The organism is Streptomyces sp. 184 (genome assembly GCF_045781775.1).
Classification (GTDB): Bacteria; Actinomycetota; Actinomycetes; order Streptomycetales; family Streptomycetaceae; genus Streptomyces.
Map to the genome: position 1 here is coordinate 7,745,765 of NZ_CP123230.1, position 15,858 is coordinate 7,761,622.

General features: G+C 65.1%; 11 protein-coding genes and 2 pseudogenes. 10 read left to right on the forward strand and 3 right to left on the reverse strand.

All coding sequences use genetic code 11. The features are described 5' to 3' along the window. Positions 1–80 precede the first annotated feature (80 nt). The 5 genes from QBL21_RS33100 (at position 81) to QBL21_RS33120 (ending at position 4,967) form a co-directional block, all read left to right on the forward strand. The gene (locus QBL21_RS33100) at positions 81–1,319 is read left to right on the forward strand and encodes a TniQ family protein (RefSeq protein ID WP_407565910.1); all 1,239 of its coding nucleotides are present in this window, start codon (positions 81–83) and stop codon (positions 1,317–1,319) included. 206 nt (positions 1,320–1,525) lie between these two features. Further along, positions 1,526–2,155 carry a hypothetical protein gene (locus tag QBL21_RS33105; protein ID WP_407565911.1) on the forward strand — a complete coding sequence of 210 codons (630 nt, stop codon included), beginning with the start codon at positions 1,526–1,528 and terminating at the stop codon, positions 2,153–2,155. A 45-nt stretch (positions 2,156–2,200) separates the two neighbouring features. Continuing rightward, positions 2,201–3,292 carry a helix-turn-helix domain-containing protein gene (locus tag QBL21_RS33110; RefSeq protein ID WP_407565912.1) on the forward strand — a complete coding sequence of 364 codons (1,092 nt, stop codon included), beginning with the start codon at positions 2,201–2,203 and terminating at the stop codon, positions 3,290–3,292. An 88-nt stretch (positions 3,293–3,380) separates the two neighbouring features. Then, on the forward strand, positions 3,381–3,869 hold the full coding sequence (locus QBL21_RS33115; protein WP_407565913.1) for a hypothetical protein: 489 nt from the start codon (positions 3,381–3,383) through the stop codon (positions 3,867–3,869). 33 nt (positions 3,870–3,902) lie between these two features. Continuing rightward, entirely contained in the window at positions 3,903–4,967 is a 1,065-nt protein-coding gene (locus QBL21_RS33120; protein ID WP_407565914.1) for a serine/threonine-protein kinase, read from the forward strand. Here QBL21_RS33120 and QBL21_RS33125 read toward each other — a convergent pair. Beyond that, positions 4,916–5,326, reverse strand: coding sequence for a hypothetical protein (locus tag QBL21_RS33125; RefSeq protein ID WP_407565915.1), 411 nt, complete (start codon positions 5,324–5,326; stop codon positions 4,916–4,918). The two genes, QBL21_RS33120 and QBL21_RS33125, sit on opposite strands and share 52 nt — an antisense overlap. Positions 5,327–6,251: 925 nt before the next feature. Between QBL21_RS33125 and QBL21_RS33130 the strand changes: the two genes are divergently transcribed. The 5 genes and pseudogenes from QBL21_RS33130 (at position 6,252) to QBL21_RS33150 (ending at position 11,867) form a co-directional block, all read left to right on the forward strand. Continuing rightward, on the forward strand, positions 6,252–6,512 hold the full coding sequence (locus QBL21_RS33130) for a helix-turn-helix transcriptional regulator (protein WP_407565916.1): 261 nt from the start codon (positions 6,252–6,254) through the stop codon (positions 6,510–6,512). Between the two features lie 212 nt (positions 6,513–6,724). Next, complete coding sequence (locus QBL21_RS33135; RefSeq protein WP_407565917.1) at positions 6,725–8,212, forward strand: UvrD-helicase domain-containing protein; 1,488 nt, start codon at positions 6,725–6,727, stop codon at positions 8,210–8,212. Positions 8,213–8,456: 244 nt separating this feature from the next. After that, positions 8,457–10,619, forward strand: a complete 2,163-nt coding sequence (locus QBL21_RS33140) for a protein kinase domain-containing protein (RefSeq protein ID WP_407565918.1) — start codon at positions 8,457–8,459, stop codon at positions 10,617–10,619. Between the two features lie 185 nt (positions 10,620–10,804). Continuing rightward, positions 10,805–11,332: pseudogene (locus QBL21_RS33145) on the forward strand (winged helix-turn-helix domain-containing protein); the annotation flags it as partial. A 9-nt stretch (positions 11,333–11,341) separates the two neighbouring features. Continuing rightward, positions 11,342–11,867, forward strand: a pseudogene (locus QBL21_RS33150) (transposase). 105 nt (positions 11,868–11,972) lie between these two features. Here the strand turns inward: QBL21_RS33150 and QBL21_RS33155 are convergent. Both QBL21_RS33155 and QBL21_RS33160 read right to left on the reverse strand, forming a co-directional pair. Next, entirely contained in the window at positions 11,973–15,320 is a 3,348-nt protein-coding gene (locus tag QBL21_RS33155; protein ID WP_407565919.1) for a type ISP restriction/modification enzyme, read from the reverse strand. 110 nt (positions 15,321–15,430) lie between these two features. Further along, positions 15,431–15,718 carry a transposase gene (locus tag QBL21_RS33160; RefSeq protein ID WP_407565920.1) on the reverse strand — a complete coding sequence of 96 codons (288 nt, stop codon included), beginning with the start codon at positions 15,716–15,718 and terminating at the stop codon, positions 15,431–15,433. Between the last annotated feature and the right edge of the window lie 140 nt (positions 15,719–15,858).

The window sequence follows — 15,858 nt, forward strand, 5'->3', positions numbered from 1 at the left end:
GTTGGACATCGACCCCCGCGGTCGCTGAGGGACGCACCGTGCCGCGCCCGGTCCCCTTCCACCCCGTTCGCCCCGCGGCGATGCCCCGCCGGCTGCCCGCTGTTCCCCTGCCGGAAGCACAGGAGTCGCTGACCAGCTGGATCAACCGGATCGGAATTGCCTACCAGTTGCACCGACCGGACCTTCTCGGTGCACTGGGACTCACCTCCCGCGGCGAGATGACGGTGGAGACCGCGAATCTGGACCTCTCCGCACCTTCCAAGCAGGCCATCAGTACGGCGACCGGGGTGCCGGTGAAGATGATCGAAGCACTGCTGCTGTCGCGATTCAAGACCACCGCGCTTCCGAACCTTCCACCTGCGCCCTACACCTCCCACAGCGTACTGATGCCTTGGTCCATTGGCTCCTGGGTGCTGCGTCGCCACTCCAACTTCTGCCCCAAGTGCCTCGCTGAAGACGACCGGTGGCGGCTGGACTGGAGATTGCCATGGACTTTCGCGTGCCTGGAACACAGGGTCTACCTGCACGCAGTATGCCCACGATGCAAACAGGTACAGACTGGAGTGAACTGGGGCCGGGACAGCCGGATATGCCACCGTCGGCGCCCCGAGTCTGTGACAGAGGACTCGCCGACATCGGAGACCCCCTTGTCGGACAAGTTCGTCGAGTGCCGTGCCAACTTGGATCGTGCCGAGACCATCCCTCTGCGTGACTACGACGCTTTCAAGGGCCAACAGCGGCTGCTGCGTTGGCTGCACGGAACCTCTGACGCATCAGTTCCAGAGACAGAGTTCGCGTCACTGACAGCCATCGTCACAGACGTCCTCACCGGCAGCATGCTGTACAGCGCCCAGCCCGAGTTGCAGGCGCCCCACGCCGACGTCACCCGTGGACGGGACTACGGCAGCTACTACGAGTGGTGGCCCCCAGCTCAGTCGGAACTGTGGCCTCAGTGGACCGACCCGCTGTACATGGCTGGCGCCGCGCACGTGGCCCACTTCCTGTCGGCGACGGAAGACGGCCCAGAACAGGCGGTGCGGTGGCTGAAGAGCCACCTCGGCTCGCCCCTGCGCTACCCAAATCGCGGACGGTTGGTATTCGGGACATCGCTGGTGTTCGGCCCATACAACCACGACACCGCACACATGCGCGAAGCACTGCATGCCGACCTGGTCTCCTTGCCTCCCCAGGCGCCTGCCTATGTCAACGACCTGTCTCCCTACCAGGTCAAATCCGTACGCCCCAGCCGCGCGAGCAGCCCATACGGGCATACACCTTCCGCCGGTGGCCACTCGAGTGCCGACGGCGCCGCACCCTAGAGGCTTCCAACACTCGCGAGCGCAGGACGGCAGGACTCCCCGGCGCCGCCACACCCCATGCGGTCCTCCTTCTCGGCCAGCCGCTTGCGGCTGAGACGTTGAACGCGTGACAGATTCGAACTGACATGCGAGGATAGCGCAGGTTTCAAAACCGACGCCTCATTTGAGGTATGGTTTTTGAAACTCACGAGTGCCTGGAGGGGGCTTTGCAGAACCTGGATCCGGAACAGCGCAGGCAGCGGCTCGCGCAGCTCGGCTTCTCGACGAGGCTGTTCCACGAGGTGCTCGAACTTGCGGTCGAAGATGTCCGCACCTGTACCGACTTCGACGCGCCGGCGATGCGCGGCTTTATGTTCTGGAGCCGCGCGAACCGGTATCTCGCCGAAGCGCTCGACCCTGAGGGGTGGGGGCGTACGTCGCGGGACAGCATTCTCCGGGTGATCCACCCCAGCGTCAGCCATGCGGTCACGGCGATCAGTGCCGATGGCGGCGTGGGTGACCTGAGAGCTCGCGTACGGTCGAAGAACCCGAAGGGTCCTGCGATGGCGCGCCTGGTGGAGAGGAACGGCCAGTTCGCCTTTATGTCCCACGATGAAGTGCTCTACGGGCGGGAGCTCGATCAGATCCCGACGTGGTGCCTGCTGTACAGGTGGGACAGACGAGTGCTCAGCGCGGAGCTGTCGCTGCCGGTCAAGATGAACGGGAAGTTCGTCGACGAGTGGCAGGAACGCATCCCGCTTGACCTTCCGGATCTTGGTGACCCGGGCGCGGACATCGGGCTGCTTGACGGACCGGATGACGGCGACGGACCGGATGTCATGGTGGAGCTGCTGTAGGGCTGACCGGGTTGGCGTAGGAACGAGTGTGGGAGCTGAGGGAACGTGTTCACCCCAGAACGGTTGGTCCTGGCGCGTAGGCGGCGGCGCATGACGCTCGCGGAGCTGGCCAGGGCCTCGGGGTATTCGGCGCAGAGCATCACGGCCTTCGAGAACCACCGCAAGATCCCCTCGTCGGAGACATTGTCCGCGCTCGCGAAAGCCCTGCGCTACCCGGTCTCCTTCTTCGCCGCGCCGCGGCCGACAGAACTGCAGCTGGACTCCGTGAGTTTCAGGGCGCCATCGAAGATGACGGCAACGGAGCGCGACAGCGCTCTGAGTTCGGGAGCCATCGCCGTTGCCCTGAATGTCTGGCTGGAGAGCTTGTTCAAGCTGCCGCGGCCCGACTTGCCCACCTATCCGCACCTGGAGCCCGAGACGGCCGCCGAACAGGTACGAGCCGCCTGGGGCCTGGGGGAGGCTCCAGTGCCGAACACCGTGCATCTGCTGGAGGCACGCGGGGTACGGGTGTTCTCCCTGCCGTCGGACTGCCTGGACATCGACGCGTTCTCCACCATCAACGAGGGTACCCCGTACGTCTTTTTGAACACCCGCAAGACCGGTGAGCGAGGCCGGTTCGATGCCGCCCACGAGCTGGGGCATCTAGTGATGCACTGCGAGCACCGCGTCCCCCATGGCCGGGACTCGGAAGGGGAGGCGAACGCCTTCGCCTCGGCCTTTTTGATGCCACGCGCAGGCATTGTCGCGCAGCGGCTCCACAACGCCTCCCTCGACCGGATACTGAGCGCCAAACGCAGGTGGGGCGTCTCTGCGATGGCCTTGACCTACCGCCTGCACAAGCTCGAGTTGCTATCGGAGTGGCGTTACAGTCAGACCACGAAGGAATTGGCCCGCCGCGGCTACCGCAAGGCGGAGCCCGACTCCTCGGTGATCCGTGAGAGCAGCCAGCTGCTGGCCAAGGTGTTCGATGCGCTGCGTGATCGGCTGAAGCAGTCTCCCGCAGATGTGGCGGCCGAGCTGAACATCTTCGTCGAGGAACTCAACGAGTACGTGTTCGGCCTTGTCCCGGTCGCAGTCGAGGGGGGAGGTCAGCGGTCCGTACCATCGCGCCCGCAACTGCGGCTCGTCAAGGGCTAGATGGCGCGGTTGGTCACCGCAGTCTGGCCTGCGTGGCTGTGCTCTCCTGGGTGCCGCACCCCCGTCCTCCCCCGGAAAGATATGACTTGTGAAGGTTCTCGGCGTTGTCGCCTCCTCGGGCATACTGCACTTCGGGGCTCTCGACGCCCCGCAGGGCGCCTCCGCTCCTGCTGTGATATCTGACGCCCCGACCCGTCTGGTTCCCGCCGCCGGCTTAGCGGGCTCCGAGCGGCTGGCCGACACGTTCGACAGGATCACCCAAGATCTGCGCATCCTCGCTCCGGACGCCGTGGTCCTGGTGGGTACGCGCAAACACGGCAACTGGACGTACAGGGAGGCGACGGAGCGCATCTCCCTGATCTCGGCACTGATGCTCTCGTGTGCCCAGCAGAACCTGGAGTATGAGGAGTTGAAGAGCGAACGGATCGGCAAGCTCGTCGGCCTCCCCCCTGCTTCCCTGAGCACCTTCAGTCACGAGACGATCGGGCTGGTACAACGACCGCCATACTGGAACGCAGGGCGGGCAGCGGCTTTCGCCGCTGCCCTGGCCTATGTGACAGACGGGTCCGGGAACTGACGCGCCGCAGCGCGTCGACGAAGGAGACCGCGCGTGAAGCAGCGCGAGAGACGACTCACCCTTAACTACGAGTGCCTGCAGACCATGCCGACGGGCCTCCACGAGGTACGCGTGTGGTGGGACCCGGACCTCGCGAACTGGCTCGTCGGCAAGCGCGTCGACATTTCCGAGGTCGAAGGCGGAGCCGACCTGGTGGAGCCGCAGGTGATGGAAATGATCGACCACCCCAATGTCGTAAAGGTCCGCTCCGTTGCCTCCGTCGCCGGCTTTCCTCCACCGATGCGGGTCGTCGAGGTTCTCATGCCCTTCTACGAGGCGGGTAGCATCACCGACGCCCTTGAGGCTGGCAAGCGCTTCACTCCCGGACAGGCACTGCGCATCGTCCGTGCAGCACTGCAGGGACTGGCGGAGATGCACGAACGCCACGGCATCCTGCACCGTGACGTGAAGAGCCCAAACCTCTTCCTCACCGGGGATGCCCAGACGGTCAAGCTCGGCGATCTGGGCCTGGCCGGCAAGATGGACTGGGACGGCAGGACCCCGGGCGTGAACGCGCCGCAACTGTATTCCCCGCCCGAACTACTCACCGGCGACGGCCTGACGCGAGCCGCCGACCTGTACTCCCTCGGTGTGGTGCTCCTGGAGCTTCTGCGCGGTAAGTTCGACTACGACTCGTACTCGAGAACAGACATCATCGATGCCCTGACCAGAGGAGAGTCACCACTGCGCCCAGACGATCTCGTACTCCCTGCCTGGGTATGCCGATCGCTGCGCAAAGTCGTCCAGAAGGCGATGGACCCCGACCCATCCCGCCGCTTCCAAAAGGCCCGGGAGATGAGCGATCAGCTCGCCAAAATCAAGATCGCGAACTGGCGGGAGACGGGCGGCGACACCTGGGAGGCTCCGTTTCTTCACGACGCCCGCAAGTGCATCCGTGTCACAGCGAAACCAGCCGGCGGCGGCGGTCTCACCCTGACCACGCACAAACGCAAGACACTGTCATGGCGCCGCGCGGAAACCGACGTGACGGTGACCGACCTGCGTGATCAGCAGGCACTCGCCGTCTTCGAGAAGGCCAACAGCCTGGCTGTCAGCTGATCCACCGCCAAGTCGACCACACGGTCCTGCTCAAGCGTCAACTCACTGCGCATCGCCGCGCAGCGAAGGTTCTCGGCCACCTCGTACCGGGCTGCGGCTCCCACGCCCACCGGCACCAGCGCGCCCTCCTGCGCCAACGCCCAAACCTCGGCTCGGACCCGGCGTGCATCCACACCACCGCTGCCGACCAGCGGAATCAAGACGTCTAGCCAACCATCGCGGTTCGCTCGCTCAGCGGTGTAAGCCCACAGTTGCTCAACGAGAACCTCGGCCGCCCAGGCATGCCTGGGCAGCGTGCGCCGGGGAAGCCGGGAGACGCACAACGCGAGCAGGGCGCCTTGTGGCGAAAGGTCTTCCAAATCGCCCTTCCTCCCATGCGAGGCTGCCGAGAATCCACCGAGAAGTCTTACTCTGCAGCGTGCCGTACAGGATCCGGCCTCGCAAGGCTCCCATCCGGGTGGATAGAACGTAGATTCGAAGACTGCCAGGTGGCTGTCCGGTAGGGCCGGCTCGCCCCAGGTCCACCGGTTCGGCCGGACACCGGCCCACACCCTCGCATGGGGGCCTTGCGGCGGCGGATCGCGCGCCGCAGCAGTCGTTCAGCAGTTGCAGCGAGCCCGCGGCTGCCACGCCAGGACGGACCACGCCTCGTCTACCCGAGGGTTCACGGGCACTCACGGGGCTTCAATCCATGCTCCGGTCTCTGGCGTTGGCTCAAGCGCTCCGCCGGGGAGAGCGGCGGTAGAGGTGGCGGTGGGCTGCGGGGGTTCGTGGACGGCTGCTGCGTGCGGAGTGGCGCTGGCGCAGCCGTGACAGGTGTCGGCCAGGCGCCAGGTGCGGCCGGCATCGGTGCGGGCGAGGAGCAGGCGCAGCGGGCCCGAGCAGGGGACCTGTAGCCGATGCCAGGCGCACCGGTGTTCACGGCACTGGCAGATCCGCAGGTGCACCGGAACCGGGGTGCCGATCAGGTGATCGGCGAGATGGCGGCGGATCCGCCTTTCCAGTGGCACCTCCGGTTCGACATCTGATGTGGGGCAGGCGCTGCAGGTGAGGGTGCTACGTCCGGCCCTGGTGCCAATGGTGACGATCCAGACGCGGGCGGGCAGGGAAGGGGTCATGGGTCTTTCCAGCCGTAGTCGGGGAGGTCCGGCGCTGTCTTGAGGGAGGCGCGGGGCGCGGTCACGGTAGTGCAGAGGGCTGCCCTGGCGGGATTCACGCGGATCCCCGCAAATAGGGCAGAGGTCTGCACTGTCAGGGCAGGGGTCTGCACCGTCGGATGGGCGGGTGACGATCTTCCCGCCGGAGCCCGACCTCGAGGCCCTGCGGCACGCCCTCTCCCGCCTGCGGGCCGAGCGCGGGTGGAGTTACGACCGGCTGGCCGACGCCAGCGGCCTGTCCCGGCGCACCCTCATCGAGATCGAGCAGGGCCGCACCATCGGCACCCTCGCCACCTGGCACGCCCTCGCCCACGCCCTGCACACTCCGCTCGGGGAACTCCTCGGCGCCCTGTGCGACGACCACGAACCCCCAGACACCAGCAGCTGAAGACGATCCCGGTCACTATCACCCGAACCGGACCCCACAATCGGCCACTCTCGCTAGAGACGGACACACGTTCCGGCTGGATCACCCTCCCGTGGGACCCCGACGGCGCGCGCCTTCGCACGCGGCGTGTCGGCTGGCACCTTCACTCCCGGTTCCCGCCTGCGCTCTGAGAGCACGGGCGCCTTCCCGCGCGTGACCGACCGGAGTGCCCCATGCCACCTGCCTTTGCCCCCACTGACGAGCAGGCCGCCGCCGTCGACGCCTTCCGCGAAGGCAAGCATCTGGTCGTGCAGGCCGGCGCCGGCACCGGCAAGACCTCCACCCTCGCCCTCATGGCCGAACAGGCCGGCACCCGCCGCGGCCGCTACCTCGCCTTCAACCGCGCCATCGCCACCGAAGCCGCCACCCGCTTCCCCGCCAGCGTGCAGTGCAAGACCGCCCACTCCCTGGCCTACGCCGCCGTCGGCCACCGCTACCGCACCCGCCTGAACAGCCCCCGCCGCCCCGGCTGGCAGACCGGCCAGGACCTCGGCCTGACCCGCCCCGCCCGCATCGCCGGCCACGACCTGCAGCCCACCACCCTGTCCAACACCGCCCTGCGCACCGTCACCGCCTTCTGCCACTCCGCCGACCGCGAACTCACCCACACCCACGTCCCCCGCCTGCGCGGCCTGGAAGACGACAAGGCCCACGCCGAACTCGCCGACCTCCTCCTGCCGTACGCGGCCAAAGCATGGGACGACCTGCAAAACCCCGCAGCCGGCACCGTGCGCTTCGACCACGACCACTACCTGAAGATGTGGGCCCTGACCGACCCCGTCCTGCACACCGACTTCCTGCTCCTGGACGAAGCCCAGGACACCAACCCCGTCCTGGAACACCTCATCGCCGCCCAACGCGACCACGCCCAGATCGTCATCGTCGGCGACTCCGCCCAGGCCATCTACGGCTGGCGCGGCGCCCGCGACATCATGACCAGCTCCGACGGCACCCACCTCACCCTCAGCCAGTCCTTCCGCTTCGGCCCCCACCTCGCCGACGAAGCCAACCGCTGGCTCGCCCTAACCGACGCCCCCATCCGCCTGACCGGAAGCCCCACCCAAACGACCACCGTCGGCCCCCGATCCGGCGCTCCGGATGCCATCTTGTGCCGCACCAACATCGGCGCCGTCACCGAAATCCTCACCCACCAGGCCACGGGGCACCCCACCGCCCTCGTCGGCGGCGGCAACGCCCTGCGCGCCCTCGCCCAAGCCGCCCAGAACCTCCTGGACAACCGCCCCACCCACCACCCCGAACTCGTCCTCTTCACCACCTGGAACGCACTGCGCGACTACGCCGAACTCGACCCCGCCGGCGCCGACCTCCAGCCCTTCGTCAACCTCGTCGACGACCACGGACCCGACGCCATCCTCAACGCCGTCGACCACCTCGTCCCCGAACCCCGCGCACAGGTGACCGTCTCCACCGTCCACAAGGCCAAGGGCCGCGAATGGGGAACTGTCCGCATCGCCGCCGACTTCCCGCCCCCCAAGGACACCGGCGAGCACGACGCCCACGGCCGTCCCATCCCCGGCCCCGTCCCACCGGACGAAGCACGGCTGGCCTACGTCGCCGTCACCCGCGCCCGCCACCACCTCGACTCCGACGGCCTGCAATGGATCAACGAACACCCCGATGCCGGCGAGTCCGGCGACTGAGGCATCGAAGGCAGCTCATGCCGCTGGCGGTGGGCGAGGAACCGGTCGGTTCGGGACATGCTGCGGCTGGACGGCAGGGGTGGCGGCCCGAGGGGCAAGCCATTGACGAATGGTGAGTGGTCTCGGGAAGAAGGCACGTGGGTTGTGTGACTGGGCTAGAGTCGGCGCGCCAGGTCGCCGGGTGGTCAAGGACTAACTGGCCTGATGTTCGTCAGACATGGACAGCTGGAGAGGTGTGGCTCGGGTGCCTCTGTCGTCCGATGATCCGCAGTCGATAGGCGGGTATGAACTGATCGACCGGCTGGGGGTGGGCGGGATGGGAACCGTCTACCTCGCTCGCGCACAATCTGGTCGCCAATTAGCCATCAAGGTCGTGCATCAGCAGTTCGCCGAGGACTATGAGTTCCGTACCCGATTCCGGCGGGAGGTAGCGGCTGCGCGGCGAGTCAGCGGCGCCTACACCGCCCCGGTCATCGACGCTGACCCCGCGGCGAACCGGCCGTGGATGGCCACGCTGTACGTGCCCGGGCTGACGCTGGCCAAGCGCGTGGCCATTCATGCACCACTGGCCGGGCGCGAGTTGCGGACACTGGCGGTGGGCCTGGTGGAAGCGTTGCGGGACATCCATGCGACCGGCCTGATCCATCGCGACCTGAAGCCGGACAACGTGCTACTGACCGATGACGGACCGCGGGTCATCGACTTCGGCATCTCCCGGGCCGCCGATCATCAAACGCTCACCGTCACCGGCCGGGTCTTGGGCACGCCGCCGTACATGTCACCGGAGCAACTGCGCCGGCCGCACCGCGTAACCCCAGCCTCGGACGTCTTCTCGCTGGGCTCGGTACTCGTGTATGCGCTGACCGGGCGCGGCCCGTTTGATTCGGACAGCCCCTACCTGACTGCCTACCGGGTAGTGTATGAGCCGCCCGAGGTGGGCGTACTGTCGGGCACGGTCCGGGAGATCGTCCAGTGGTGTCTGGCAAAGGAACCGGGCGAGCGCCCGAAACCGCTGGAGCTGCTGGAGGCGTTCCGCGCCACGCCGGCCGGGGACTGGGGCCCACACCCGACGATGACCAGCCCTGTCCGCGCCGAGCCCAGCTCGTCCGATCCGGCAGCGGAGCCGCGCAGTGCTTTTCGTGTGCTTCGTCGGCGCCCGGGCGTGCTCGCAGCCAGCGCGATCGTCGTAGCCTGCGGTGTGATCGTGGCAGCCGCGCTGGCCTTCCCCGACAGGGACACGAAACCGCCCGCATCTGATACCGCCGTACAGCATGCGGACACCCCCGCCAGCTGGCAGCCATGGCGACGCACCTGGGACCAGCGCGGCGGTCCGCCAACCTGCCTGACGCAGGGGGACAGCCTGTTCTGCAGCCCTGCGGATGCAACGGCCAAGCCGGTACGGCTGGAAGCAGCGTCTGGCCGGCTCGTGTGGCAGGCCGCAAAGCCCGTGGCCGGTGGCCACCACAACACCAACACCACCGGAGTGGTCGCCGCCTCACCGACCGCAGTGGCGGCCTTCGCCTCGGACAACTCGCGCGACGGTATCGAAGAGCAGCTGGCCGGATATGACGCAGCCACCGGGCGGCGGCTGTGGCAGGCAACGTGGCACACCCCTGAACATGTGAACGCCGTCGTGCAGGACATGATGGTCCATCCCCTCGGCTACACCGCCATCGTGGGTCGCGATATGCGTACCGGAAAGATCGCCTGGAGGTGGAAGCACCCGCACGACACCTCCTCTTGCTCGATACAGGCGCATTCGACAGTGGTGTACCTGGCGTGTCCCGATGCCAACGACAAGACCAGAGTGGCAGCCCTGCGTGCCGCTGACGGCCAGCAGTTGTGGACGTTCTCATCGTCGCGCGATCTAAAGCTCCTAAGGGTCACTGACGAAGGACCTGTTCTGATCGAGGAGGAGGACAACGCCATTGCCCGCGAGGTCCGCTCCATCGGAGTGCTGGATCCGGATACCCGCGAGCTCGACCTACAACCTGTGGAGGCCGACCTCCTGTTGCATCCGCCCGATGGTGGGTTCGGCCTGCTATGCGCGATGGCACCCGGTGAACCGATGCTCTACGGCATCGGGGCAGACAGCAGAATCTACGCGGTCGACGCCCGCAGCGGCCACACCCGGTGGCAGCGGACCGCGAGCATCGACGCCGCAACCGCCCCGGTGGTCTCGCACGAAGGCGTCTACGTCCTGGCTACCACCGGCCGAGTTGCTGCCCTGGACCGCACCTCGGGAAGACAGCGCTGGGCCACCGGCGTTCCCAAGGGGGTAGCGTTCGGCAGTTACGAAACTAGACAGATGATTGTCATCGGCGACGCCCTGTATGTTCCCCTGCAGGGAGCGCTGCTCTCCCTCGACACCAGGGACCCGAGTCGCAAACCTGCCGCGACTACCTGACCCCCACACCACTGGCGAATCACGTTCCGTTGCCGACTGCCGCCAACCGAGCAAGTCGGTTTGCGTCACGGTAACTGCGGTCAGATCCATAGGGTGCGCTGATCCAAGCGAGCCGTGCTTACTGAGGTTCAAAGCGTGGTGTCGTGTGGGCTGACGCCTCATGATCCGTGCGGTTTGCCGGATGTGTGAGGTACGCGCAAGGCGGCGGGCTGACCGATGAATGGCGGGCCTTCCGCGAGAAGTTACGACTGGAGGCGGCCGAGCGGTTCCGGGCCGGTGAGGACAATGCAGTGATCGCTCGTGACCTGCGTGTCAGCGTCCGGTCGGTGCAGCGCTGGCGCAAGTCCTGGTCGCAAGGCGGAACATGGGCCCTTGCATCCAGGGGACCTGCCTCACGGCCGCTGCTGAGCGACGAGTTGTTCACCGTGCTGGAGCGTGAGCTGGCCAAGGGCGCGGTCGCGCAGGGCTCGCCGGACCAGACCTGGTCCCTGTCGCGCATCAAGACGCTGATCGGGCGCCGCTTCCACAAGAGCTACACCGTGCAGGGGGTGGCCGCGCTGCTCCGGCGGCACGGCTGGAGCTACCAGGTCCCGGCCCGCCGCGCGATGGAGCGCAACGAGGCGGCGGTGGCCGGCTGGGTGAAGGAGATCTGGCCACAGGTGGAAGGACCGCGGCGGCGCCCGGCGCCTGGCTGGTCTTCGAAGACGAAGCCGGAATTCTCGATGACGCCGCCGACCACCCGCACCTGGTCCCGCCGCGGCCACACTCCCGTTGTCCGCGTGCGGGGCCGCTCCCGCCGCCGCTTATCCGTGGCCGCCCTGGTCTGCTACAAGCCGGCCAGCGCCCCGGCTGATCTACCGGCCCTGCCCGGACGCCCGGCCCGACGGGCGCAAGAGCTCCACCTGGAAGGACTACCGCGACCTGATCCAGACCGCCCACCACCAGCTCAACGGACCGATCGTGCTCGTCTGGGGCCATCTCAACACCCACCTGGCCGCCGGGATGCGCCGTTACATCGCCGCCCGCGAGTGGCTGACGGTCTTCCAACTGCCGCCCTACGCACCCGACCTCAACCCCGTCGAGGGCATCTGGTCCGTACTGCGACGCTCCACCCTCGCCAACCGGGCCTTCGCCACCCCGGACGATCTGACCACCACCGTCCGGCAAGGGCTACGCCGGCTCCAATACCGGCCCGATGTCCTCGACGGCTGCCTCACCGGCACAGGACTCCGACCCGCACCACCATGACGACATCACACATTCAAGGTCAGTAAGTGGGTAAGCGCGGCCCTCCCTGGCTGTACGCCGGGGAGGGCACACTCTGGTGTACTTGGTCCCGGCTACCTATGCAAGTCACACCGAGAAAGGCAACTGACCCTTGCTAGGCGCCGACTCGAATTTGACGGCCTTACGAGCTTGGCCAGGAACAGGGAGAACGCCCATGCTGGTCAACTGCGAAATGTTGATGAGTTGGCCCGCCACGATCTCATCCAGAATCTGCCGCTGCTCCGCCTCCTGCTTCACTAGCAGCCCGATGACGTGAAGAAGGTCGAGCAGCTCCGCCGTGTATCGAGAGCTCCATTGCTTGGAATGCAAAAGGAGCAACTCGGAAGTACGGCGATCCCCCATGACGACACGTTCACGAGTCTTTTTGCGATAACTGAACCACTTGCCGAGCACGTTCATGCCTGAGACTTCATACTCGAACACCTCAGGAGGAACGTTACCGATTTTTCCAGCCCCGACTTCGAGAATGCGTTCACTCGCATCGTGATCCAGCGTGTCCGGCATCTCGTCGCTACTTGTAGGGATTGAGTGACCGGCAAGCACCTTAGGCGCCTCTTCTGCCGACAGCCGCGGCTTCTTCCCTGGCAAGCCCACCGAAGGGTCAATGAACCGCTGACCATAGGTGTGAAGCCAGATGATCTTTGCACCTATCGACTTGGCGCGACGGAAGAGAGCGCCATCCCCAGTGAGCGGAATACGAACTCCCGGGTTTTCCAACTGCGCACGGAATCGGTCTGCATACCCTGAGTGAGCCGCTACGCAAGCGATGTATGCGTACATGTCTTCGGCCGATACATCGAAGCCGTAAAGAGAGCTCAGGCTTTCGAGAAGCCCTGGCACCACGTTAGGGCGTGAAGCCGCGGCATCCTGCCAGAGGGGATAAGCGCGACCCGCGAAATTACCCTTGTAGTGATGATGGTCCGGGATTCCAGCAGTGAAGGTGACAGCAGGCCCCGCAGTCGGAGACTCCGTATCCAGAGCGGTGAGGTACACCTGCCTTTCAGAGTGCGCTGCCCAGAGCTCAGGGCTAGGCCGGTTGATGAGCCTCTTGTCGGGAATGATCCACTGCTGGTCCAGTGTCCTATACCCAATTCTGATGGGTTCCGGGCAAGGACCTGTCTCCTCTCCGATACTCCCCGCTGGCGCGCTTTCCGGCCTCCCGTCGAGGCCAGTGGATAGCACGCTATCAACTCGCCGATCTATTTTGTGTTCAGAGAAGAGCAACGGCTTTCTGTCACTATCTACGCTCACCAATGTATTCCAGCGATCGCGCAGAAACTCCGGGTCGGGATCAACAACCCAGGTGCGACCAGTTAGTGTGCCACCACGAGACCTCCGCAGGAGATCGTCGAGGTGCGGGAATTCCGACCACTGCTCACCGCTAGGTGGCACGAAGGGATCACGCCAGCCCTCACCGCAGAGTTCCCACTCTCCGTCGGCCAACCCAATATTAGCGAGCTCCACGAACTTAGCGTCTCGCGTTCCCTTGGCCAACGAGCGGTGGTATACGGGGGCTGGTGAATCATCTGTAGTGCTCCCATCGCGTACCGCGATGGTGATGCAGACTTCATGCTTCACCTCTTCGAAAACCCGAGTGTTCGTTAGGGGCATGAAACCTTCAGGTGAGCAGTCGATCACCCAAATCGCGTCGGACTTCTGCCGTAGGTACTCACGCATGCGCTGAAAGCCGAGACCGTCTACAAAACCGGCTGGCGTGATGAAGCACACCACTCCGTTGTCTGCTTCCGAGTGGGCGTCGAACACCTTCCAAGTTGCCCACCTCCAGAAGTAAACATACGGGTTATACAGGTGCTTACTGTGCACACCGACGCCCCAGGACTTTGGTGGAATGAAGTCAGCTAGGGGCGCGACATCGACGGCCGGACTCCCCTTCTCGATCCACCCGCCCTTACCTCGGGACTTATCCTTGTATGGAGGGTTACCCAGCACAACTAGAACGGGAACGTCCCGCTTGATCTTGTTCGCCTCACGTCGGCTCTCAGCGATGGGTTCGTACCAGGTCCCGAGTGTCTGCTCCTCCACATAGGGGTTGTCAATCGTATTCGTGACATACATCCGAATGCTCTTCGGATTCACCACCTGAGCCCCAGCCTCTCGGAGCTCAGCCAGCACCCGAAGTTGAGCCACAGCGAATGGACCGAGTTGCAACTCGAACCCGATCAGCCGTTCCATCGCATCCGCTACGGCTGCTGGGACCGCACCCTCCCCTTGTTCCTCGGCAACCTGGGCAGAGATGCGCCGGATAACCTCAAGAAGGAACGTACCCGTACCCATGGCCGGATCTACAACCGTTACCCTAGGGTCTGCGAGACCGCTGTCCATTGAGAGGCGACTCTGAAGTGCTTCATGCACAATTCGAGTCATCGCTGTCACGACCTCAACCGGTGTGTAATAGACACCGGTCTGCTTCCTCAGATCGTTGTCATACTCTCCGAGGAAGTGTTCGTAGAAGTAGAGCCAGGCATCCGGATGCTCCTTGGCGATCAATTGCCAATCAACGACTGAGAACGTCCTGGTGATCGTAGAAACAGAGGTAGCCAGGACGTCTGTCTCCACGACGGCATCGGTGAGCACACGAAGAGCCGCCCCAATCAGCGAGTGCGTGCTCGCGGCTAGCTTTTTAGCTGCGACCCCAACTCCTTGGGCAAGGCTGATGTCTTGCGAGCGCGCCAGGAGAAGCCCAAAGGTGACAGCTTGTGCATAGCTGTCCGCGAACTGTTTGGCAGTGGCTTCAGGGAAAAGCAGTTGACGCCAATCTCTATGCAGCCCCTTCAGCGTGGGGTCGCCAGCTTCAACCTGTTCCTCGACCTCTTCGCGGAGAATCCGGCACAGACGAGCCGACACTTCAGCCAGCGCCTTCGGACTCGTAGGAACAATCGGCTCCCACGAGAAGAAGGCCTCGAACAGCGGAAGCAGTCCGGCGGGAGCACTCTTGGACGCTCGCCCACCACCCTGAATATCCTCGTCGAACTTGGCTACCTTGCCGACGAGAACACCATTACGCCAGAGACTGAAGTGCGTGCCGTCCGTGTAGATCAAGTTTGGAAGTGCTTTGAGTTTCTTCCATTGTTCCTTGTCGTGAGGTTCTCTAAACTTGCGAGGATCAGCCCCCTTGCCGGGCGCTTTAATCTCAATGAAGCCCAGAAGGAGGTCCTCGTACGTGACGGCGTAATCAGGCCTCGTCCTCAAATCTTTCAGAGACGACTCGCCGATGAGCACTAGTTGAGACGGGGTGAGCCCGCAGATTTCAGCGAGGGAAGTTACCAAAGCTTCCAGCGGAGCACGTAGTTGATCCTCTGGCTGCCCCTGGATGGCTACAGCATTGAGCTTCGCATTAAGGGAAGCCTTATAGTACTCAATCGCTACCTCAAGGCGCGCCCCACCTTGTACCACGACATCCTCCCCACAGACGCAAGATCGCTTCGCACAGCGTAGTCGCTGACTCACCGTATGAGTAGCCAAGCGCTGCTCCCACCACTACTGACCTTGAATGTGTGATGTCGTCATGGTGGTGCGGGTCGGAGTCCTGTGCCGGTGAGGCAGCCGTCGAGGACATCGGGCCGGTATTGGAGCCGGCGTAGCCCTTGCCGGACGGTGGTGGTCAGATCGTCCGGGGTGGCGAAGGCCCGGTTGGCGAGGGTGGAGCGTCGCAGTACGGACCAGATGCCCTCGACGGGGTTGAGGTCGGGTGCGTAGGGCGGCAGTTGGAAGACCGTCAGCCACTCGCGGGCGGCGATGTAACGGCGCATCCCGGCGGCCAGGTGGGTGTTGAGATGGCCCCAGACGAGCACGATCGGTCCGTTGAGCTGGTGGTGGGCGGTCTGGATCAGGTCGCGGTAGTCCTTCCAGGTGGAGCTCTTGCGCCCGTCGGGCCGGGCGTCCGGGCAGGGCCGGTAGATCAGCCGGGGGCGCTGGCCGGCTTGTAGCAGAC